This is a genomic window from Kitasatospora sp. NPDC059160, from assembly GCF_042755465.1.
Taxonomy (GTDB): Bacteria; Actinomycetota; Actinomycetes; order Streptomycetales; family Streptomycetaceae; genus Kitasatospora.
Window position 1 is genome coordinate 23,943 of the sequence record NZ_JBHZCN010000042.1, and the last position, 18,925, is coordinate 42,867.

Annotated in this window: 15 protein-coding genes; 4 read left to right on the forward strand and 11 right to left on the reverse strand. The window is 75.6% G+C overall.

What is annotated here, in order from left to right; all coding sequences use genetic code 11:
• The first annotated feature begins 35 nt into the window (after positions 1 to 35).
• On the forward strand, positions 36 to 1,196 hold the full coding sequence (locus tag ACFXOZ_RS19675) for a glycosyltransferase family 4 protein (protein WP_380524426.1): 1,161 nt from the start codon (positions 36 to 38) through the stop codon (positions 1,194 to 1,196).
• Here ACFXOZ_RS19675 and ACFXOZ_RS19680 read toward each other — a convergent pair.
• Both ACFXOZ_RS19680 and ACFXOZ_RS19685 read right to left on the reverse strand, forming a co-directional pair.
• Positions 1,174 to 1,854: a LuxR C-terminal-related transcriptional regulator gene (locus ACFXOZ_RS19680; protein ID WP_375886500.1), complete on the reverse strand. Its 681-nt coding sequence runs from the start codon at positions 1,852 to 1,854 to the stop codon at positions 1,174 to 1,176. The genes ACFXOZ_RS19675 and ACFXOZ_RS19680 overlap by 23 nt on opposite strands.
• Positions 1,842 to 3,158 (reverse strand): sensor histidine kinase, encoded by a 1,317-nt coding sequence (locus ACFXOZ_RS19685; protein WP_380591688.1) that lies wholly within the window; start codon positions 3,156 to 3,158, stop codon positions 1,842 to 1,844. Before ACFXOZ_RS19685 ends, ACFXOZ_RS19680 begins: the two co-directional genes overlap by 13 nt.
• A gap of 248 nt (positions 3,159 to 3,406) precedes the next feature.
• Between ACFXOZ_RS19685 and ACFXOZ_RS19690 the strand changes: the two genes are divergently transcribed.
• Positions 3,407 to 3,910: a hypothetical protein gene (locus ACFXOZ_RS19690; protein WP_380524429.1), complete on the forward strand. Its 504-nt coding sequence runs from the start codon at positions 3,407 to 3,409 to the stop codon at positions 3,908 to 3,910.
• A gap of 15 nt (positions 3,911 to 3,925) precedes the next feature.
• Here ACFXOZ_RS19690 and ACFXOZ_RS19695 read toward each other — a convergent pair whose 3' ends face one another.
• The 7 genes from ACFXOZ_RS19695 to ACFXOZ_RS19725 all read right to left on the reverse strand — a co-directional run bounded on the left by ACFXOZ_RS19695 (position 3,926) and on the right by ACFXOZ_RS19725 (position 13,388).
• Positions 3,926 to 5,197, reverse strand: a complete 1,272-nt coding sequence (locus ACFXOZ_RS19695) for an erythromycin esterase family protein (RefSeq protein WP_380524430.1) — start codon at positions 5,195 to 5,197, stop codon at positions 3,926 to 3,928.
• An 88-nt stretch (positions 5,198 to 5,285) separates the two neighbouring features.
• The gene (locus tag ACFXOZ_RS19700; protein ID WP_380524431.1) at positions 5,286 to 6,227 is read right to left on the reverse strand and encodes an LLM class flavin-dependent oxidoreductase; all 942 of its coding nucleotides are present in this window, start codon (positions 6,225 to 6,227) and stop codon (positions 5,286 to 5,288) included.
• A 98-nt stretch (positions 6,228 to 6,325) separates the two neighbouring features.
• Positions 6,326 to 8,110, reverse strand: a complete 1,785-nt coding sequence (locus ACFXOZ_RS19705) for an ABC transporter ATP-binding protein (protein WP_380524432.1) — start codon at positions 8,108 to 8,110, stop codon at positions 6,326 to 6,328.
• A complete protein-coding gene (locus ACFXOZ_RS19710) occupies positions 8,107 to 11,211 on the reverse strand; it encodes a lantibiotic dehydratase (RefSeq protein ID WP_380591690.1) in 3,105 nt (1,034 codons plus the stop codon). Before ACFXOZ_RS19710 ends, ACFXOZ_RS19705 begins: the two co-directional genes overlap by 4 nt.
• 5 nt (positions 11,212 to 11,216) lie before the next feature.
• A complete protein-coding gene (locus ACFXOZ_RS19715; RefSeq protein WP_380591692.1) occupies positions 11,217 to 12,554 on the reverse strand; it encodes a lanthionine synthetase C family protein in 1,338 nt (445 codons plus the stop codon).
• Positions 12,555 to 12,754: 200 nt separating this feature from the next.
• Complete coding sequence (locus ACFXOZ_RS19720; protein WP_375886484.1) at positions 12,755 to 12,949, reverse strand: FDLD family class I lanthipeptide; 195 nt, start codon at positions 12,947 to 12,949, stop codon at positions 12,755 to 12,757.
• Positions 12,950 to 13,094: 145 nt separating this feature from the next.
• Positions 13,095 to 13,388 carry a helix-turn-helix transcriptional regulator gene (locus ACFXOZ_RS19725; protein WP_375886482.1) on the reverse strand — a complete coding sequence of 98 codons (294 nt, stop codon included), beginning with the start codon at positions 13,386 to 13,388 and terminating at the stop codon, positions 13,095 to 13,097.
• A gap of 426 nt (positions 13,389 to 13,814) precedes the next feature.
• On the opposite strand from ACFXOZ_RS19725, the gene ACFXOZ_RS19730 reads away from it, so the two are divergent.
• Complete coding sequence (locus ACFXOZ_RS19730; protein WP_375886481.1) at positions 13,815 to 14,231, forward strand: GntR family transcriptional regulator; 417 nt, start codon at positions 13,815 to 13,817, stop codon at positions 14,229 to 14,231.
• 69 nt (positions 14,232 to 14,300) lie between these two features.
• On the opposite strand, the gene ACFXOZ_RS19735 is transcribed toward ACFXOZ_RS19730, so the two are convergent.
• Positions 14,301 to 15,212 (reverse strand): LysR family transcriptional regulator, encoded by a 912-nt coding sequence (locus tag ACFXOZ_RS19735; protein ID WP_375886478.1) that lies wholly within the window; start codon positions 15,210 to 15,212, stop codon positions 14,301 to 14,303.
• A 269-nt stretch (positions 15,213 to 15,481) separates the two neighbouring features.
• Between ACFXOZ_RS19735 and ACFXOZ_RS19740 the strand changes: the two genes are divergently transcribed.
• Entirely contained in the window at positions 15,482 to 16,870 is a 1,389-nt protein-coding gene (locus tag ACFXOZ_RS19740) for a TolB family protein (RefSeq protein WP_380591694.1), read from the forward strand.
• Positions 16,871 to 17,073: 203 nt separating this feature from the next.
• Here ACFXOZ_RS19740 and ACFXOZ_RS19745 read toward each other — a convergent pair whose 3' ends face one another.
• The gene (locus tag ACFXOZ_RS19745; protein WP_380591696.1) at positions 17,074 to 18,681 is read right to left on the reverse strand and encodes a CocE/NonD family hydrolase; all 1,608 of its coding nucleotides are present in this window, start codon (positions 18,679 to 18,681) and stop codon (positions 17,074 to 17,076) included.
• Between the last annotated feature and the right edge of the window lie 244 nt (positions 18,682 to 18,925).

An 18,925-nucleotide genomic window follows, 5' to 3' on the forward strand; every position in this document is an offset into this window, starting at 1 on the left:
CGACCACCCCTCCCGGATACGAGGCACCGACACCCATGGGCACCACCCTGATCGTCACCAACGACTTCCCGCCCCGGCAGGGCGGCATCGAGACCTTCGTGCACGCGATGGCCGTCCGCGTGCCCGACCACGACGTGGTCGTCCACACCTCCGCCGAACCGGGCGCCGCCCGGTACGACGCCACCCTGCCCTTCCCGGTGGTCCGCGACCCGGCCCGCACCCTGCTGCCCACCGCCCGGGTCACCCGCCGGACGCTGGAGATCGCCCGCGCCCACGGCTGCGACCGGGTCTGGTTCGGCGCCGCCGCGCCGCTGGCCGCGATGGCGCCCGCGCTGCGCCGCGGCGGGATCGAACGGAGCGTCGCCACCACCCACGGCCACGAGATCTGGTGGGCCCGCGCCCCGCTGGCCCGCCGGCTGCTGCGCCGGATAGGCGACCACGTGGACGTGGTCACCTACCTCGGCGAGTACACCCGCCGCCGGATCGCCCCCGCGCTGGGGCCGCGGGCCCGGCTGGAACGGCTCGTCCCCGGTGTGGACGCGGGGACGTTCCGGCCCTCGGCGGAGCACCGCCGGGCGGTCCGCGCCGAGTACGGCCTCGGTGACGCCCCGGTGGTCCTCTGCGTGTCCCGGCTGGTGCCCCGCAAGGGCCAGGACGCCCTGATCCGGGCGCTGCCGCTGATCCGCCGGAGTGTCCCGGACGCCGTCCTGCTGCTGGTCGGGCAGGGCCCCGACGAGCGGCGGCTGCGCGGGCTGGCGGACCGGCTCGCGCCGGGCGCCGTGGTGTTCGCCGGCGGGCTGGAGCACGACGCGACCGCCCGGTACTACGCGGCGGCGGACGTCTTCGCCATGCCGTGCCGGACCAGGCGGGCCGGCCTGGAGGCGGAGGGCCTCGGCATCGTCCTGCTGGAGGCCGCGGCCGGCGGCCTGCCCGTGGTGGCCGGCCGCTCCGGCGGCGCGCCCGACGCCGTCCTGGACGGCCGGACCGGGAGCGTGGTGGACGGCCGGTCCGTGCCGGCCGTGGCCGACGCCGTCGCGGCGGCCCTGCTGGACCGGGACCGGGCCCGGGAGTTCGGGCGGCGGGGCCGCCGCTGGGTGGCCGACCAGTGGTCCTGGGAGGCCTCGGCCGAGCGGCTCACCCACCTGCTCACCCCCGGCGCGGAGCTGCGCCCCGTCACCGCCCCGCCGGCGGGATGACCGGCCGCCCCCGCAGGTACGCCAGCACCGCCAGCACCCGCCGGTTGCCCTCCACCGGGTCGACGTCCAGCTTCATGAAGATGTTGCCGGCGTGCTTGACCACCGAGGCCTCGGTGACGGTCAGCCGCTGGGCGATCGACTGGTTGTTGAGCCCCTCCGCCATCAGCCCCAGCACCTCCCGCTCGCGCGGGGTGAGCCGCTTCAACGGCTCGTCGGCGGTGCGCTGCCCGAGCAGCACCCGGACCACCTCCGGGTCCAGCACGGTCTGCCCGGCCGCCACCCGCTCCAGCGCGTCGATGAAGTCGGTGACCTCGCCGACCCGGTCCTTGAGCAGGTAGCCGAGGCCGCCCCCGGTGGCGGAGTCCTCGCCGAACAGCCGGGTCGCGTAGGCCGTCGCCACGTACTGGGAGAGCACCAGGACGGGCAACCCCCGGTGCCGGGCGCGCAGTTCGACGGCGGCCCGGAGCCCCTCGTCGCGGAAGTCCGGCGGCATCCGGACGTCGGTGATGACGACGTCGGGCCGTTCGGCGTCGACGGCCCGGGCCAGCTCCCCGGCCTCGCCGACGGCGGCGACCACCCGGTGCCCGACCCGGCCGAGCAGCTCCACCAGGCCGGCCCGCAGCAGTACGGCGTCCTCGGCGAGCACTACCCGGAGCACGGGACCTCCACGCGCAGTCGGGTCGGTCCGCCGACGGGGCTGGTCACGATGAGTCGTCCTCTCAGGATGGCCACCCGGTCGGCCAGCCCCTGGAGGCCGGCGCCGGCGGCGGGATCGGCCCCGCCACGGCCGTTGTCGGTGACGAGCAGCACGAGCTTCCCGTCCTCCAGGCGCGCCGCGACGTCGACCTCGCCGGCGCCGCTGTGCTTGGCGGCGTTGGTCAGCGCCTCGGTGACGGTGAAGTACGCGGCGGTCTCCACCGGGCCGGGCAGCCGGTGCGGCAGGTCGATGTCGACGGTGACCGGGACGGGGTGGCGCAGCGCCAACTCGGCGACGGCGGCGGGCAGTCCGTGGTCGGTCAGCACCTGGGGGTGGATCCCGCGCACCAGGGTGCGCAGCTGCTCCAGCGCCCGCCGGGCCTCGCCGCGGGCCCGGGTGACGAGTTCGGCGGCGGCCGGCTCCCGGCCGCGCAGCTCCAGTTCGGCCAGGCCCAGGGTCATGCTCAGGGCCACCAGCTGCTGCTGGGCGCCGTCGTGCAGGTCGCGCTCGATCCGGCGCCGCTCCGCCTCGAAGGCGTCCACCAACCGGGCTCGGGAGCGGGTGAGTTCGGTGACCCGGCCGCTCAGGTCCTCGTCCCGCGCCGCGAGCAGCAGCTGCGCCGTCCACACCTGCGCCCCGGCCAGCAGGGCCCCGGTGTAGGCGCAGAGCACCAGGCCGAGCAGCCCGGCGGCGGTGCCGGGCAGGGCCGCGAGCGGCTGCGAGATCGGCTGACCGGGGATCAGCATCACGGTGTCCGGGCTGACCGCCCACACGAACACCGGCGCCGCCGACAGCAGCAGCGAGAACCCGAACAGCGCGACGAAGCCGAGGCCGCTCGCCGTGAACAGCACGGCCTGGACCAGCAGGTACGCCAGTTCGCGCCAGGTGGCCCGCTCCCTGAGCCTGCTCCGCAGCCGGACGGCCGCCCCCGCGCCGGGCAGCGCACCGTGCGGGTCGGCCAGCGGCACCGGCTCGACCAGCAGCAGCCGCCGCCGCTCCAGCGCGCCGAGCGGCACCCCGAGCACGGCCGTCCCGGCCAGCACCAGCAGGCCGATCCCGACGACGGACAGCCCGAGGCCGACGAACAGCAGCACCGCGAGCAGCACCAGCACGGCGGCGCCCTGGAGGGTGCCGGTCAGCAGGAACGCCCAGACGCGCAGCGGCCACGCCGACCACAGGAAGCCCAGCGGCCGCCGTCGCAGCTCCGCCCAGACGGTGACTGTCCGGACGGTGACCGACCGGACGGTGACCGGCACGGCGCTCACGGCACTCCCCCTCCCCGGACGCGTACGAACCCTGCGGCCCGACCCTACCGGGCGACGGGCCGACGGCGGCTCGGGGGCGGTCCGGGGGCGGTTCGGGGGCCTCCGGGACGGGTGCGGCCGCGGTCCGCCCCTGCCGATCATGCCCGCGAGGGCATGGCGTGATAGCGGAATCGGTCTTGGAAGGGACAGGCCCGCAGGTCATAGCGTCGAGGGAGTTCACACCAGGGTTCTCGACGAAAGGGTCCACCATGGCCACCACCGCACGCAGCAGCAGGCACCTGACGGCCAGGAGGATCGCCGCCGCCTCCTTGGCCACCGCCGCGATCGGCCTCGCCGCCGTGGGCAGCGCGGACGCCGACGCCCCACGGCCGGGCCGCGTCGAGGTGCTCGAACTCAAGCTCCAGAACGACCAGTACGAGACCGTGGACGTCGGCCCGGCCGGGCCGAGCCTGGGCGACCAGGACGTCTACTCCGGCGGCACCGTCCAGGACGGCCGCACCGTCGGCCGCGGGGGCGGAAGCTGCCAGGTCGTCCAGGTCCACGGCGCGGAGGTCACCAAGCACTGCCTGCTCACCATCGAGGTCGAGGGCGGCTCGCTGACGATGCAGTCGCTCTGGACGAACGGCTCGGGCGCCCCGCTCGACATGGCCGTCACCGGCGGTACGGGCGCCTACGGCGGCGCGCGCGGCACGGTCCGCTTCTGGGACATCGGCACGCCGGACGAGCGGGCCCGGGTCGAGATCCAGCGCTGATCCGCCGGCTACCGGTCAGCGGCTGCCGGGCTCCGGGGGCAGTGGCAGGGGCCGCGTGCAGGTGGAGCGGCGGACGTAGGCGAGGCCGTCGTACTCCTCGGCCAGCACCGTCGGCGCCAGTTCGAAGCGGTAGCTGAAGCGGGGCACGCCCGCGCCGAAGCTGCGCAGGTAGTGGCGTTCGGCCAACCAGGCCTCGACGGCGGGCTCGCCGCGGGCGGCGCGCAGGTCGATCAGGTGGTCGTCGCGGTGGGCGGCGGCGAGCCGGCCCTCGACGGACTTCGGTCCGCCGCCGCCGATGCCGTGCCGGCGCGGCGGGCGGGCCCGGGTGGAGCCGGTGCGGGCCCGGAAGGCGCCCTTGCCGAGGAGCAGGCCGAGGGCGTAGTAGCCGTCGCCGTAGCGCTCCCGGAGGTGGCGGCCCATGGCGGGGACGCCGGCCGCGTAACGGCCGGTCATCACGTGGCTGTTGTGGGCCCACACGGCCGTCCGCAGCCCGGTGCCGTCGTGGAGTTCGGCGACGGCCTCGGCCATGTGGCGGTCCCGGGCGGCGAGCGATCCCTCCTCGGTCCTGCCGTCGGTGCCCAGCGGTGGGCGGCGGGCCAGGTCGGCGGCCCGGACCAGGTTGCGGGCGTGGGCGATCGCCCGGTCGGTGGCGGCGGCACCGGCCAGGGCCGCATGGTCCTCCCGGCGGTCCACCAGTTCGTCGAGCAACTGCCGGGCACCGGCGTGCAGTTCACCGCCGCCTTCGAGGTCCCCGGCCGGTGTGCTGTCGCCGATCGCCCGCAGGGTGCGGTGCACGGCGGCGGCCCGCTCGGGCGCCACCTGCCGGAGGAAGGCGTGGACCTCCTCGGCCGATCCGGCGCTGCGCTGCGGATCGACGCCGACGAAGCGCACCCGCCGGGCCTCGGGCAGCGCCCGGTTGTGCTCGCGCAACCATTCGACCAGGGCGAGCACTTCGTAGGTCTTCCAGGTCCAGAAGCCCAGCCGGTCCAGGGCGGTGACCGGGTCGCCGGTGCCGTACCGGACGTAGGCGTCCACCGCCCCGGCGGAGGCCGCGCTGGCCTCCATGGCCAGGGCCCCGAAGTCGAGTTCGCGGACCAGGAATTCGAGCAGCCGGTGCTTGAGCCGGAAGAACTCGGCCGTCCCGTGGGTGGATTCGCCGAGCCCGACGACCCGGGCCTCCCCCAGCACCCGGCGCAGCGGAGCCAGGTCGCCGGCCGGAGCCCCGGCATCCAGGCTGTCGAGCGGGACGGCGTTCGCCGCCAGCCAGTCCGTCACGTCATCGCCCATGTCCGCCCCTTCCGCGCCGCCCCGGCATCCGATCCTACGCGAACGAGTGGGCGGGTCCGACCACGGGAGCCCGGGATCTGACGCCTAATCAACAGTCTTTCCTCCGAACGGCGTCGAGGATCTCCCGGAGGTCCGCCAGCGCCGCCCCGGCCCCTTCGGCGACGGCCACGCCCGCGACGTTGACCACCACCTCGTCGACCCCGGCCCGGCCGTAGGCGGCCAGGCCGGCCGCCACCGCGTCGGCGTCGCCGTGGACGAAGGTGCCGGAGTCGACCAGGGCCCGGGCGCCCAGCGAGGGGCTGGACGGGTGCACCCGCAGCCCGGCCCGGCGGAGCATGTCGGTGTAGTGCGGCGAGGCCAGGTGCGCGTGGGCGGCGTCGTAGGCGAGCCGGTACGGGTTGCGCCCCGGGCGGTCCAGGGCCGCGTGGACGACGGTGACCAGCCTGGGCACCGGCCGGCCCGCCTCGGCCGCGCCCCGGGCCAGCGCCGGGGTGAGGACGTCCCGCAGGTACCCGGGCGGGGTCATCCAGGTGATGGCCGCGTCGGCCTCCCGCCCGGCCACCCGGGCCAGCGCCGGGCGGAGCACTCCGAGGCCCAGCTCCACACCGGGGTGGTCGAGTTCGTCCGGCAGTCCGCCGTGGGCGGCCCCGGCGAGCAGCGCCCGGACGGTGCGCAGGTACCCGGCGGCCGCCTCGCCGGGGCGCGGGTAGGGCGCGCCGCGCAGTTCGGCCACGAAGTCGGCGGCGCCCGGCCCGAGGCCGAGGACGGTCCGGTGGCCGGTCAGCCGGGCCAGCGAGCGGGCCTGGAGGGCGGCGTCGAGCTCGTGCCGCAGGGGCATCAGCGCGACGGCGGTGCCCACCGGCACCCGGTGGCCGAGCCCGGCCAGGTAGGCGAAGGCCTGGTGGGTCTCCAGGCGCAGTGACTGGCCCTGCCACAGCCGCGCCGCCCGGCCCTCCCGCACGAGTTCGGCGTACGGGACGAGCTGGGCCGGGTCGCTGGGCATGACCGGGAGGACGACGGAGATGGGCACGGGTCGGCTTTCGGTGCGGGGACGGTCGGAACCGGGACGGGCAGCACGGCGGCAGTCGGTGCGTCGCGGGCAGTACGGGGACGGTCAGTACGGGACGGTCAGTGCGGGGCACTGTCGGCGAGGTAGCCGGCCGCCTGGAGGCGGAAGAGCCGGGCGTAGACGCCCTCGGCCCGGAGCAGTTCGTCGTGGGTGCCCTCCTCCGCCAGCCGGCCGTTCGCGACGACGACGATCCGGTCGGCGATCCGGACGGTGGAGAAGCGGTGGGCGATGACCAGGGAGGTGGACTCGCCCGCGATCTCGCGCAGCCGTCCGAAGATCTCGGCCTCGGCCTCGGCGTCGATCGCGGCGGTCGGTTCGTCGAGGACGACGATCGGGGCCCGGCGCATGAACGCCCGGGACAGGGCGATCTTCTGCCACTGGCCGCCGGAGAGCTGGTGGCCCTCCTCGAAGTGCCGGCCGAGCATGGTGTCGTAGCCGCCGGGGAGGGCGTCCACGACGGGGGCCGCGCCGGCCGACCCGGCGGCCTGCCGGACCCGGTCGAGGTCGTCCAGCGACTCGACCCGGCCGAAGCCGATGTTGTGCCGCACGCTCATCTCGTAGCGGATGAAGTCCTGGAAGATCACGCCCATGTTCCGTTGCAGCCCGTCGATGTCGTACTCCTCGATCGGGACGCCGTCGATCAGGATCTGGCCGCCGGTCGGCTCGTACATCCGGGTCAGCAGCTTGACGACGGTGGTCTTGCCGGCGCCGTTCTGGCCCACCAGGGCGACGCAGGCGCCGGCCGGGATGCGGAAGCTCAGCCGGTCCAGGACGGGCCGGTCGGTGCCGGGGTAGCGGAAGCTGACGTCACGGAACTCGATGCCCTCGCGCAGGGTGGCCGGGAAGGGCCGGTCGCCGCCGGCGATCCGGCGTTCCGGGAGGTCGAGGAAGCCGAACAGGTTGCCGAGGAAGAGGGTGTCCTTGTAGAGCGCGGCGGCGCCGAGCAGCAGTCCGTGCGCGGCCACCTGCACCGTGCCGATGGCCTGGAGGTAGCCGGCCAGCTCGCCCACCCGGCTGCCGTCGGCGGCGTCCCGGATCGCCCACAGCAGGGCGCCGGAGGAGGCGAGCACGCTCAGCAGGCCGAAGCCGCCGACGGTGACGGACTGGCGGCGGGCCACGCCGCGGTCGATCCGGAAGAAGCGGTGGACCAGCTCCCGGTAGCGGTCCAGCAGGTAGGGGCCGAGCTGGAAGAGCCGGACCTCCTTGAAGGAGTGGTCGGTGGTGGTCAGGTACTGGTAGTAGTACAGCCGCCGACGGTCGGCCGTACGGGCGTACTCGATCTCGAAGACCTTGTGGCCGAACGCCATGTGGGCGATCACCGAGGGGACCGGGGCCGCCAGGATGACCAGCGCCACCCAGGGGCTCCAGGCGAACAGCACCGCGCTGACGGACAGCAGGGTGACCAGTTCGCGGGCGGCCTCCAGCATCTCGGCGAACAGCTGGTAGACGCGGCCGCCGTTGCTCTCCTGGAAGGCCCGCTGGAGCTTGTCGTACGCGTCGGCGTCCTCGTACTGCTGGAGGTCCAGGGTGATGCCCTTGCGCATCACCTGCTCACCGATGCTGGTGGTGAGCTCCAGGCGCAGCAGCGAGTCCAGGTACTGGACGGCGATGCCGAGCAGGTGGCCCGCCACGGCGAGGGCGAGCAGCTGGTAGCCGGCCCGCAGGGCGTCGTCGCGGGCCCCGGCCACGCCGCCGACGGCGTCCGCGACGCTCTGCACGACCTGCGCGGTGAGCGCGATCTGCAGGCCGGGGACGGCGGCGTTCAGCACGGTGCAGAGCGCGTAGCCGGTGACCTTGCCGGGGCTGAGCCGCCAGAACAGCGCGATGACGCGCAGCCAGGTCATCGTCCGCCCTCCCGTCCGGTGCCGCGGCCGCCGTTCCCGGCGGGGGGCTCGGCAGCGGCCTCGGCGGCGAGCCGGCCGCGGACGGCGCGCAGGGTGTGCCGCCACAGGCCGTAGGCGCGCTCCTCGCGGGCCAGGTCGATCGGCAGCAGCCGGTTGACCTGGAGGTGCGCGAGGCTGGCGAGCACCTGCCGCTCGCTGCCGACCAGCCGCCCGGCCCCGGCGGCCCGGCGGACCGCCGCCGCGGCCGCACCGGCGGCGGGCCGCTGGGCGGTGAAGGCCTCGGCGAGCAGCAGCCGGTGCCGGGCGCCCTCCTCGTGCGGCCGGCGCGGCCAGGGCCGCAGCAGCTCGCAGAGGTAGTCGCGGTCGGCGCGGAAGGACCGGCGGACGGCCTCGTCGTCGGCCCGGCCGCCGGAGGCGAGGTCCGCGCGGTCCGGCAGCGGGACGCCCCACTGGGCGTACAGCAGGTCGACGGCGGCGACCAGCAGCGGCTCGGGCCGCAGGTCGGGGCGGCCGGCGAGCAGCCCGACCGAGGCCTCGCTGCTGGCCTCGAAGAGCCGCTCGACGGCGTCGTAGCAGTCGGCGCCGCCGTAGCGGGCGACCTCGGGCGCGTAGGAGGCCACCGTGAGGTCCCGGGCGAGGCCCCGGCCCGCCAGGTCACGCCCCCAGGCGAGCAGCCGGGCCAGGGTGCGCGGCGCGTCGGCGCTGCGCACCCGCAGCCGCAGGTGCGGGTGGGGGTCGGCGTAGCGGAGGTAGAACCAGCGGTCCAGCAGGCCCTCGGCGCGCAGCTCGGCGAGCAGGTCGGGCAGCGGGCCGGTGAGGATCTCGTCCTGGCGCTCCGGGCCGGCGTACACCTGGAGGAACGACCACTCGCCGCCGGGCAGGTGCCGCGGCACCGGGGCGGTGGTCCGGCCGCCGGCCGGGTGGCGGGCGGCCGAGGCGGCGTCCCGGACGATCAGCGGGACGACGACCTCCTCGTGGTGGCGCCGCCCGTGCCCGTCCGTCAGCCAGAGCCGGTCGTGGACGGGCAGCAGCTCCTGGAAGGTCAGCGCCGCGCCCGGTCCGAGCGCCTCGCGCAGTTCGGGGAGGGTCTGCGGGTGGTCGAGGTCGAGCAGCAGCCGGTTGTCGTCCTCGACCAGGTAGACGTGCCGGGGGACGTTCCAGCGGGCCCGCCAGGCGGCGGGGTCGGCGAGGTCGGGCGCGGTGAGCCGCCACTGGGCGGGGCGGAGCACGACCCGGCCGCGGACCACCCGGGGGAGGAACGGCGCCCGGGCGAGCCGCCCCCAGCCGAAGGCGACCGGCAGCACGTACCCGTCGTAGGACACCTCCAGCAGGAACCGGGCCGTGTCGGGGGCGACCAGCGGGCTGAGCATGTGGTGCTGGGCGACGACCACCTCCCGGCCGAGCCGCCGGGACCACAGGTAGAGCCGGCCCTCGGTGGCGCCGAGCAGCAGGTCGTCGAGCGGGACGACCCGGTCCGGCGGCACCGACGGGGTGCTGTTGACCGGGATCTCGTACGGCCGGATCCGCGGCCGGACGGCGACGTTGGCGGCGCGGCCCCAGGTCGGCCGGAAGGCGAGTTCGGCGTGCACGGCGTCGGGGAACAGCGCCTCCTCGCGCCGGGCGTACGCGCGCAGCCGCTCGACGGCGCCGTCCCCGAGCAGGTCGAAGAAGCGGCCGAAGGTGCGCCCGCCCTGGGCCATCCCGTCGGAGCGCAGCACGGCCCGCCACTCGCCGCGGTCGATCGCCTCCCGGTCGGCGGCCTCGATGCTCAGGTAGGCGTCGACCACCGGCAGGACGGGTGCGGTGCCGGGCTTGCCGGGCGGGGCGAGCCGGTCCAGTCTGGCGTCGGTCAGCTCGACCTCGAACGCCCGCTCCCACCAGGCCTCCTGGGCGAGGTCGAGCAGGGCGGCGTCGAACCGGGCGGTGTCCGGCGGGGTGGTGGTGGGCGGCAGGTCGAAGGCGCGGCCGGGCTGGGTGTAGAGCGGCGGCGCGTCCAGGCCGGTGTCGGCGCCGAGCACCTCCAGGACGGGCACCCGGGCGCCGGCGCCGTAGCGTTCGACGAACTCCTCGCGGTAGCGCGCCAGGTGCTGGTGGTCGGTGCCGGAGGCGGCGGCCAGCCGCAGCAGTACGTCGACCGCGTCGGCGGCGGCTTCGCCGACGGCACGGTTCAGGGTGGGTGTGCGCAGGTCGAGGGCCGCGTCCAACTGGTAGGTGCGGCCGCGGTGTTCGGGGACCAGCGCGGTCTGGGCGGCGGCCAGCGCGCGCAGGCCCGCGACGTCGTGGGCGGTCCGGGTCAGGTCGACGACCGCGCGCAGGCCCTCGGCCACGTCCTCGGCCCCGGGCAGCCCGGCGACCTTCTTCAGCAGGTACTCGTCGGGCCGGGCCTCGGTCTGCGGCGGGCGCAGGTCGCTGCCGAGGAAGCCGAGCTCCCACAACTGGCGGACCAGACCCGTGACGGCGTCCTCACCGGCCTCCGGGAAGGCCTCGGCCAGTTCCGCGACCAGCCGCCGGTACGGGACGGGCGCCGCCGCGGTCCCCAGCGCGAGCCGGACCGGACCGGTGGCCCGGATCCGGACGGCCCGCTTGTCCTCCTCGCCGTGCACCTCGGTGAAGGGCAGCACCATCCGGTCCCCGGCGAGGTGCGCGGTGGAGTTGGCGACCACGTCGAGGTGGGGCAGCAGGGCCTGGTCGCCCTCCAGCCGGTGGACGAGCGCGAACAGCCACTCCAGGTCGCTGCGGACCCGGGTGGCGCGGACCGCCGGGCTGCCCAGCCGGGCGGTCGTGCGGTCGCCGAACTCACCCATCGCGACCCCGGCGAACGCCCCGAACGGGGTGGGGCGGGTGGACATCCGGGTGAGGTAGCGCAGCAGCGTGGAGTGCAGGCGCCGGGTGCGGCGCCCGTCCGCCCGGTCGGGCCGCTCCAGGGCGGCCACCAGGTCCTCGCTGGCCACCAGCAGCGCCCGGCGGACCTCCGGGTCCTCGGCGAGGGCGAGCAGTTCGGCCCGGGTGCGGGCCGGGTCGGCGGTGATCCGGTGGTAGGCGTCGACCGGCAGCGCGGGCGCGCGCAGCAGGAAGAAGTCGGCGGGGACGTACCGGGACACCCGGCTCACCGCCCCAGGAAGACGCGGAACCAGGCGGGCCGCTCGTCCGCGAGGGCGGCCAGCAGCGCCAGGGCGACGCCCGCGGCGCCGGAGAGCAGCCCCGGATCGTCGACGGTGTTGCCGGGCAGGTCCTCGTCGGCGAACACCACCGGGTGCCGGGGGTCGGCGTACGCCAGCAGCCGTTCCAGCAGTCCGGGCAGCGCCTGCGCGGCCGCCGCGCTGTGCGGGCCGAACTCCTCGGCCAGCATGACGAGTCCGGCCAGGCCGTGGCAGAGCGTGGGGGTGCGCGGCTCGGCGCCGGCGGCCCGGCGCAGCGCGGCCTCGAAGGCCTCGACGGCACTGACGCGCAGCCCGTCGTCCCCGGTGCAGTCGGCGACGGCGAGCAGGGCCGCGGCGATCCCGGCGGTGCCGTAGCACCAGGCGAGTTGGTCGTGGCAGTGGGCGACGGGCCGCTCGGCGCCGAGCTCGTCGACCGGGACGCCGTTGGCCCACAGCGGGCCCTGGTCGTCGGTCAGCCGGTGGCCCAGCAGCCAGCCGGTGAGCGCCGTGAGGGCCTCGCGCTGGCCGGGGCGGCGGTGGCCGGCGGCCCAGGCGGCGGCGAGGGCGACGGCCACCCCGGGCACGCCGTGGGAGACGCCGAGGTTGAGGTAGCCGTGCGGGTACTGCCGGTGGTGGTCGCCGACCGGCGGGTAGACCTCGGGACGGAGCAGCCAGCCCCGCGCGGTTCCGGCCGGCTCGGCGGGCCCGGCCTGCCGGATCAGCCGGTCGAGCAGCACGGCGGCGGCCTCCCGGACCCGCGGGCCCGGCTCGGGCAGGGCGCTGAGGCAGGTGAGCACGCCGGCCGCGCCGTTGACCAGGTCGTAGTCGGTGTCACTGATCGGCTGCCCGTCCTCCGGCCACGGGGTGGCGATCGCCTGCTCGGCGAGCTGGTCGTACAGGCGCAGCAGGCTGGGCCGGAACCGGGGTTCGTCCTCGGCGCAGTCGGCCAGGGCCAGGGCCAGGCCGGCGGTGCCGCCGAACAGGCCGGGGCCGGAGAGCGGTTCGACCTGGGTGGCGAGCACCGCCTCGCGGATGTGGCCGTGGGCGTGCTCGTGGTCGCCGAGGCCGGCCCGGGCGGCGTACAGGTGGAGCAGGGCGAGGCCGGCCTGGCCGTGGCTCAGGCTCGGCGGGTACCAGCCCATCGGCACGGCGGCCTGGTCGGCGGCGCGGAGCGCGAGTTCGGTCCACTGCTCGGTCGTCGCGGTCCGGGACACCACGAGGCGCACCGTGTCGCGGACCCGTTCGGCGAGCGGGGCGTCAGGGGTGCGGACGGACGGTTCGCCGGTTTCCCGGACGGTGTGCATGTGTTCTCCCTCGGAGGGTGGCGCCGGGGCGGTGGCGGCCCCGGCCTGGTGACGGTCCCGGAGTTCGCGGCGGGCCGGGGGTCCGCGGCGGCCCTGGAGTTCGCGGCGGCTGTGGAGTTCGCGGCGGCCCGGCGCGAGAATGGGCGGACGGGTGCTGCCGTGTCCTGTATCCACGGCAGCACCCGTCACCTCACCGGAGGTCAGTCCTGCTGCGGGTTCGAGCAGATGCCCGAGGTGCACAGGGTGGTGCAGACACAGGTCGAGGTCACCTTGCAGCCGATCCGGGTGCAGATGGTGCGGGTGGCGAGGGTGCTGATCGACGGCGTCGGCAGCTGGCCGCCGCCCTGGACCGGCGAGCTGATGCGGGCGTCCAGGTCGAATGCGTTGTCGGACATCGCGAATTCCCTTCGAATCGTCCCGTTCCGGTTTCCCGGGCGGGTTCGGGGGTGCCTCCCCCGTGATTCGATGATGTCCCGGCGGGCTTTCCGTGCCTATTGTCGCGGGCGACAGTCCGGCGACGGTCCGGCGGCTTTCCGTGATTCAGGCGGCGGGCGCCCTGGGGGTGCGGTCCGGCGCAATGAGGTGGGCGTAGGAGGCCAGGCAGCCGGAGAGCCGGGATTCGAGTTCGAGTTTCTCCAGGACGGCCGTGAGATGGGCCCGCACGGTGCGTTCGGTGACCTGTAGCCGGGCGGCCATCTGCTGGTTGGTCAGGCCTTCGGCGAGCATCACGAAAACCTCGCGCTCACGGGGTGTCAGTCGGCCGACACGGTCCAGTGCGTGGGTCCAGGCGGGTCCGCCTGAGGCGGCCGCCGTCGTGGTCGCGAAGTCATTCACGTCATCTCCCCGTTGTCCATCCGACGGATTCGGTGGGGCGGCTCCGTCCGGGCCGCACAGGACAGAACGTAGGCACTGTTCGAACCGGAAGCAACCGTGTTCCGCCGTTGGCTACGGAGCGTCAGGACGGCGCCGGACCGTGGCGTCCGGGCCTCCGGCGGCGGTGTCCGGTGGCACCGGGGGACTCCCCGCACAGGCGGAAGGCGGCGCTCCGGCGAAACCCCCGCCATTCGGCGGGGATGGTTCCATTGGCACCATTCTCACCGTCCGTGGAGGCCTTCGGCGGTGCCCGGTGCGGCGATCGGCGGAAACCGGCGCGGGGAATCCGGAATTCGACCCGCCGGTTACCGGGCGGACCCCCTTCCGGCGATCCTGACACAGCCGAAGCTTGACTCCCCGTTGACCAAGTCGGTTAACATTGCCGACATGAGCATTGCAATGCCGGGCTCACCATCGCCACTCCACGTCCGGATCGAGCGTCAGATCCAGTGGTCGATCGAGCGGGGGGAATATGCCGAAGGCGAGTCGCTGCCCCCGGCGAGCGACTTGTCCGCGAATTTCCGGGCCAACCGGAACACCGTTCTGCGCGCGCTGCGGAAATTGCGCGCCAAAGGACTCATCGATTTCGGCCGCGGTCGCGGAATCATCGTCGTGGCGCGTTCCGGGGCCGCGCAGGGCGACGTCGCGGGTCTGTCCGAACAACTGCGGCAGCTGGTCGCCGTGGCCGACGCCCACGGCGTGGCCCGCTCCTCGCTGATCTCCGCCATCGAGCGCATGCCCCGCCCGGCCGAGGGCGCGACGGCACCGCGCCGGGCGGGCCACCGCCCGCCGGGACGCCCCTGAGACAGGCCCTGAGACGGGCCCCGAGACGGGCCCTGTGGCGGCTTCCGTGAGCGGGCTTCCGTCGGCGGGTCAGGCGCCGGCTGCGGCGGCCTCGGCGAGGGAGTCGAGGACCGGGCGGAGCAGCGGGTGCCCGTCGGCGCCGGCCCGGACGGCGGCGAAGACCCGGCGGGTGGCGAGGTCGCTGTCGACCGGGCGGACCGCCACCCGGGCCAGGTCCACCCCGCGGAGCGCGGAGCGCGGCACCAGGGCGACACCGGCGCCCGCCGAGGCCAGGGCGACGACGGCGCGGAAGTCGTCGGAGGAGTGCAGCAGGCGCGGCTGGAAGCCGGCGTGCTCGCAGGCGAGCAGGACCACGTCGTGGCAGGGGTTGCCCGGGTAGGGGCCGATCCACGGCTCGTCCGCCAGCGCGGCCACCGCCAGCGGCCCGGCCTCGGCGGCCAGCGGGTGGGCCAGCGGCAGCACGGCCTCGAAGGGTTCGGCGTACAGCGGGACCCTGGTCAGCCGGGCGTCGTCGGCGCGCGGGGCGCCGCGGTACTCGACGGCCACCGCGAGGTCGGCGCGGCCGTCCAGCACCATCGGGAGGCTGGCGTCGCCCTCGGCGTCCAGCACCTTGAGCCGCAGGCCGGGGGCGCGACCGGCCAGCAGGCCGATCGCCGGGGCGAGCACGTGCGAGATGCCGGTCGCGAAGGAGGCGACGGTGACCTCGCCCGCGACGCCCGCGCTGTACGCGGCGAGGTCGGCCTCGGCCCGCTCCAGCTGGGCGAGCACCGCGTCGGCGTGGCCGAGCAGGATCTCCCCGGCGGCGGTCAGCCGCACGCCCCGGCCCTCCCGGGCCAGCAGGTGGTGGCCGGTCTCCTGTTCCAGGGCGGCCAGCTGCTGGGAGACCGCGGAGGGGGTCAGGTAGAGGGCGGCCGCCGCGGCGGTCACGGTGCGGTGGTCCGCCACGGCCCGGAGGGTCCGCAGCCGTCGTGCGTCGATCACACGTCAATTCTGCCAGCGCGGCGGAGCGGGCCGTCCGGGGTGCCGCTCCCGGGGCCGTCCGGGGCTTCCGGGACGCCGCCTGCGGGGCCTGCGGGGTGCCGCCGGCAGGGCCGCTCGCAGGGCGGTTTCCGGGGCAGTACCACCGGTGGCGTATTTCGGCCCGAGATCGTCTCGGCCCGTTGACCGCCCGGTCCGCACGGCGCTTGGCTCGGGAACGGACCGGGCCGGGGACTCCGGGGCCCGGTACTCGTCATCTGGGGAGGATGTCCATGATCACCGTCCGTTCCCGCCGCCGGCTCGCCCGCGCCGGCTGCGTCCTGGTGGCCGCCCTCGCGGTCGGCGCCGTGATGCCCGCCGCCGAGGCCCGGCCGCCGAAGGGCGACACCGCCCGGGTCAGCGAGGGCTTCAAGGGGGAGCAGCTGAACGGCGCCTCGACCGGGCTCGGGCTGAGCGCGGACGGCCGTTCGGCGCTGTTCTCGTCGGCCGCGACCGACCTGCTGCCGTCCACCGGCACCCCGAACTCCGGCGAGGTCTACGTCCGCGACCTGCGCAACGGCCACATCGAGCGGGTCAGCGTCGCCGACGACGGCTCGCAGCTGAACGCCCCCACCACGGACGCCTCGATCAGCGCGGACGGCCGGTTCGTGGCGTTCAGCACCGCCGCCACCAACGTCGTCCCGGGCCAGGCGAAGCACGAGAACGACGTGTTCGTCCGCGACCGCTGGACGGGGCGCACCGAGCTGATCACCGGCGGCCTGCTCGCCACCGCGGACGACGAGACGATCCGCAGCGCGGACAACCCCACGCTGAGCGCGGACGGCCGCTACGTCGCCTACGCCTCGAACCGCACCGACCTGACCACCGGCATCCGCCGCGGGAAGATCAACATCTACGTCACCGACCGCTGGACCCACACCACCCGGCTGGTCACCACCGGACCGGCGGGCGGCACCGGCGCGGACAACCACTCCTACCGTCCGACCATCAGCGCGGACGGGCGCACGGTCGGCTTCGTCTCCCGGGCCTACAACCTCACCGACCCCGCCCCGGGCACCCCCGCGGCCCCGGCGGCGGCGGACGCCGAGCTGGCCGGCCCGCGCTTCTACCCGTACTACGTCTGGTCCGCCGCCACCGGCCGGACGGTCGTCGCCGGTGTGGACACCACCGGCGCCGAGCGCGGCGTCGGCCTGATGGACGCCCGGATCAGCCCCGACGGCCGCTACGCGCTGTACGGCATGCCGACCTACGGCGTCGGCCCCCGCCCCGGCAACCACGGCCTCCGGATGGACCTGTACGTCCACGACCTGGTCACCGGCAAGGTCACCCTGGTCAACACCCCGCTGCCCGGCACCACGCCCACCGACGGCTCCTACGACCCGGCGATCACCGCCGACGGGCGCTGGGTCTACTTCGACTCCGCCGCGGACGACCTGGTGGCCGACGACACCAACCAGTCCTCCGACGTGTTCCGCCGCGACCTGTGGACCGGCCGGATCGAGCGGGTCAGCCTCGCCTCGGACGGCTCCCAGAGCACCGCCGCCGCGCAGAACCCGTACGTGGACGCCGAGGGCGGCACGGTGCTGTTCGACGCCGAGGACGGCAACCTGGTGCCGGGCGACACCAACACCGCCACGGACGTGTTCCGCCGCCGCCTCTGAACCGCGCCCGGCCTCTCCACCCTGCCCGCACGGCCCGCCGTCCGATTACGTCTGTTGACGTATTTTCCGTCCGGATTCATCTCAGCTGTTGACCCGGGGACCGTCCGGCGCTTGGCTCGTTCCCGGACCGACCGCCCGGGGGGGCCTGTCCGACCGGGCGCCGCCCCGCCCTCCGACTGCGGGAGGGCGGGGCGGCGCCGGCCTCAGCGGACGGGTAGCGAGACCTCCGCCGGACCGAAGGCCACCGTGCCGTCCGACGGCGTCTCGCCGCCGTACAGGCCGTCCCGGGTGCCGAGCACCAGCGCGAGCCGGTGGCCGGCCGGGAGGTCGTACGCGGTGGGGAACAGCGTGACGTCCAGCGGGAAGGACTGCCCCGCCGTACGGCCGGACCAGCTCTGCGGGGCGTGCGCGATCAGCCGCCCGACGCCGAGCGCGTCCACGTCGTAGAGGTACGCGACGGCGGTGCCCTGCGGGGCGGAGCCGGTCACGGTGGTGTGCACCCGGACGGCCCCGCGCACGGACAGGCCCCGCTCGTACGGCTCCGACTGCCGCACGGCGGCGGCCTCGCGGTCCAGCAGCGGGACCAGGACGGTCGGCGGCTGGTGCAGCCACTGGTCGACCAGGCCGGAGAGCAGCACGGTGCCGCCGCTCGCGCCGGAGGACCGGTCGCCGCGGACGGTGGCGGTGCCGGCCAGGTCCAGCCGCTCGGTGCGGGAGGCGACCGACTCCCAGTCCGGGTACGCCTCGTGGGTGCCGGTCGGGCGGACCTCCAGGCCGACGCCCGGCGGCAGGCCCGCGCCCGCCACGCCCTTGAGGTGCTGGTCGAGCCAGCCGCGGGCGTCGTCCCAGGTGGCGTTGGAGAAGCCGAGCAGGCCGGTGAACTCCTGGCTGGCGTGGTCGCCGGGCCGCAGTTCGAGGCGCTTGGGGACGGTCAGCCGCCGGTAGAAGTCGGTCATCTGGCCGGGGTTGAAGAAGCTGTCGCTCCAGCCGTTGGCGAGGTAGACGGCGGCGCCGTTGGCGTTGATCCGGTCCAGGTAGGCCGCGGGCGAGCGGAGCTTCGCCCAGGCGATCACGTCGGGGAGGTCGTGGTCGCCGAACAGGTCGTCCAGGGCGGCCGCGAACTCCGGGCTCTTGCGCCCGGTCAGGCCCTCGATCCGGGCCAGCCGGGTGGCCGCGGCGGTGTGCCGGGTCTGTCCGCTGTACAGCGCGTCGGTCAGGTCGGCCCAGCCGCTGAGCGAGGCGACGGCCTTGATCCGCGGGTCGAACGCGGCGCCGAGGAGGGTGAGGCCGCCGCCGAGCGACAGGCCGATCATGCCGACCCGGTCCGGGTCCGCCGGGGTCTGCGCCAGGGCCCAGTCGATCACCGTCGAGATGTCGGCGACGTCCTTGGGCCCGGCGACGTCCACCTCCCCGCCCGAACCCCAGAACCCGCGCACGGTGTACGTCACGACGACGTACCCGGCGGCGGCGAACCGGTGCCCCTGGGCGACGTACTCCAGGTCGTTCTGCCCCCAACTCGCGGGCTGCACCACCACCGGGTAGCGGCCGCGGGCGTCGGCGCCCGGGGTTCCGGCGGGCGGGGTGAAGACGTCGGCCTTGAGCACGACGCCGTCCCGGGCGGTGATGTCCGCCAGCCGGAAGCCGCCGAGCGCGGACGCGGCGGCGGACCCGAACGCTGGTGCGGCCGGCGCGGGTTGGACCATCGCGGGTTGGGCCACAGCACCGGCCCCGAGCCCGAGCGCCAGGGCCAGGGCCAGGGCCAGGGCGGTGCTCGCCGCCCGGTGTCCGCCGGTTCGGTGGGGTCGTGCCATCACGCGCTGCTCCCTCGGTCCACTTGATGTGATCACGACGAGCCTAGTGATCACAGCCGACCCCGGAGGAGGTGGTGATCAGCCAAATTACTGGCCGGTAACGTGACCTGGCGGCGGAACCGCGAACGGGGGTGGGACACCGGTGCGAGCCGGTGTCCCCCCCCCCAGGCGGGGGGGGGGGGCAGTTGGTCATCGGGGCGCGCGGGGGTGGGGAATAGATTAAACAACCCCCCCGCGCGGGGGT

What these genes read in the sequence shown, in the direction of transcription:
- ACFXOZ_RS19745 (WP_380591696.1), bottom strand. Translation starts at nt 18,681, where the DNA reads ATGGCACGACCCCACCGAACCGGCGGACACCGGGCGGCGAGCACCGCC.
- ACFXOZ_RS19740 (WP_380591694.1), top strand. Translation starts at nt 15,482, where the DNA reads ATGATCACCGTCCGTTCCCGCCGCCGGCTCGCCCGCGCCGGCTGCGTC.
- ACFXOZ_RS19730 (WP_375886481.1), top strand. Translation starts at nt 13,815, where the DNA reads ATGAGCATTGCAATGCCGGGCTCACCATCGCCACTCCACGTCCGGATC.
- ACFXOZ_RS19675 (WP_380524426.1), top strand. Translation starts at nt 36, where the DNA reads ATGGGCACCACCCTGATCGTCACCAACGACTTCCCGCCCCGGCAGGGC.
- ACFXOZ_RS19690 (WP_380524429.1), top strand. Translation starts at nt 3,407, where the DNA reads ATGGCCACCACCGCACGCAGCAGCAGGCACCTGACGGCCAGGAGGATC.
- ACFXOZ_RS19705 (WP_380524432.1), bottom strand. Translation starts at nt 8,110, where the DNA reads ATGACCTGGCTGCGCGTCATCGCGCTGTTCTGGCGGCTCAGCCCCGGC.
- ACFXOZ_RS19715 (WP_380591692.1), bottom strand. Translation starts at nt 12,554, where the DNA reads ATGCACACCGTCCGGGAAACCGGCGAACCGTCCGTCCGCACCCCTGAC.
- ACFXOZ_RS19695 (WP_380524430.1), bottom strand. Translation starts at nt 5,197, where the DNA reads ATGGGCGATGACGTGACGGACTGGCTGGCGGCGAACGCCGTCCCGCTC.
- ACFXOZ_RS19720 (WP_375886484.1), bottom strand. Translation starts at nt 12,949, where the DNA reads ATGTCCGACAACGCATTCGACCTGGACGCCCGCATCAGCTCGCCGGTC.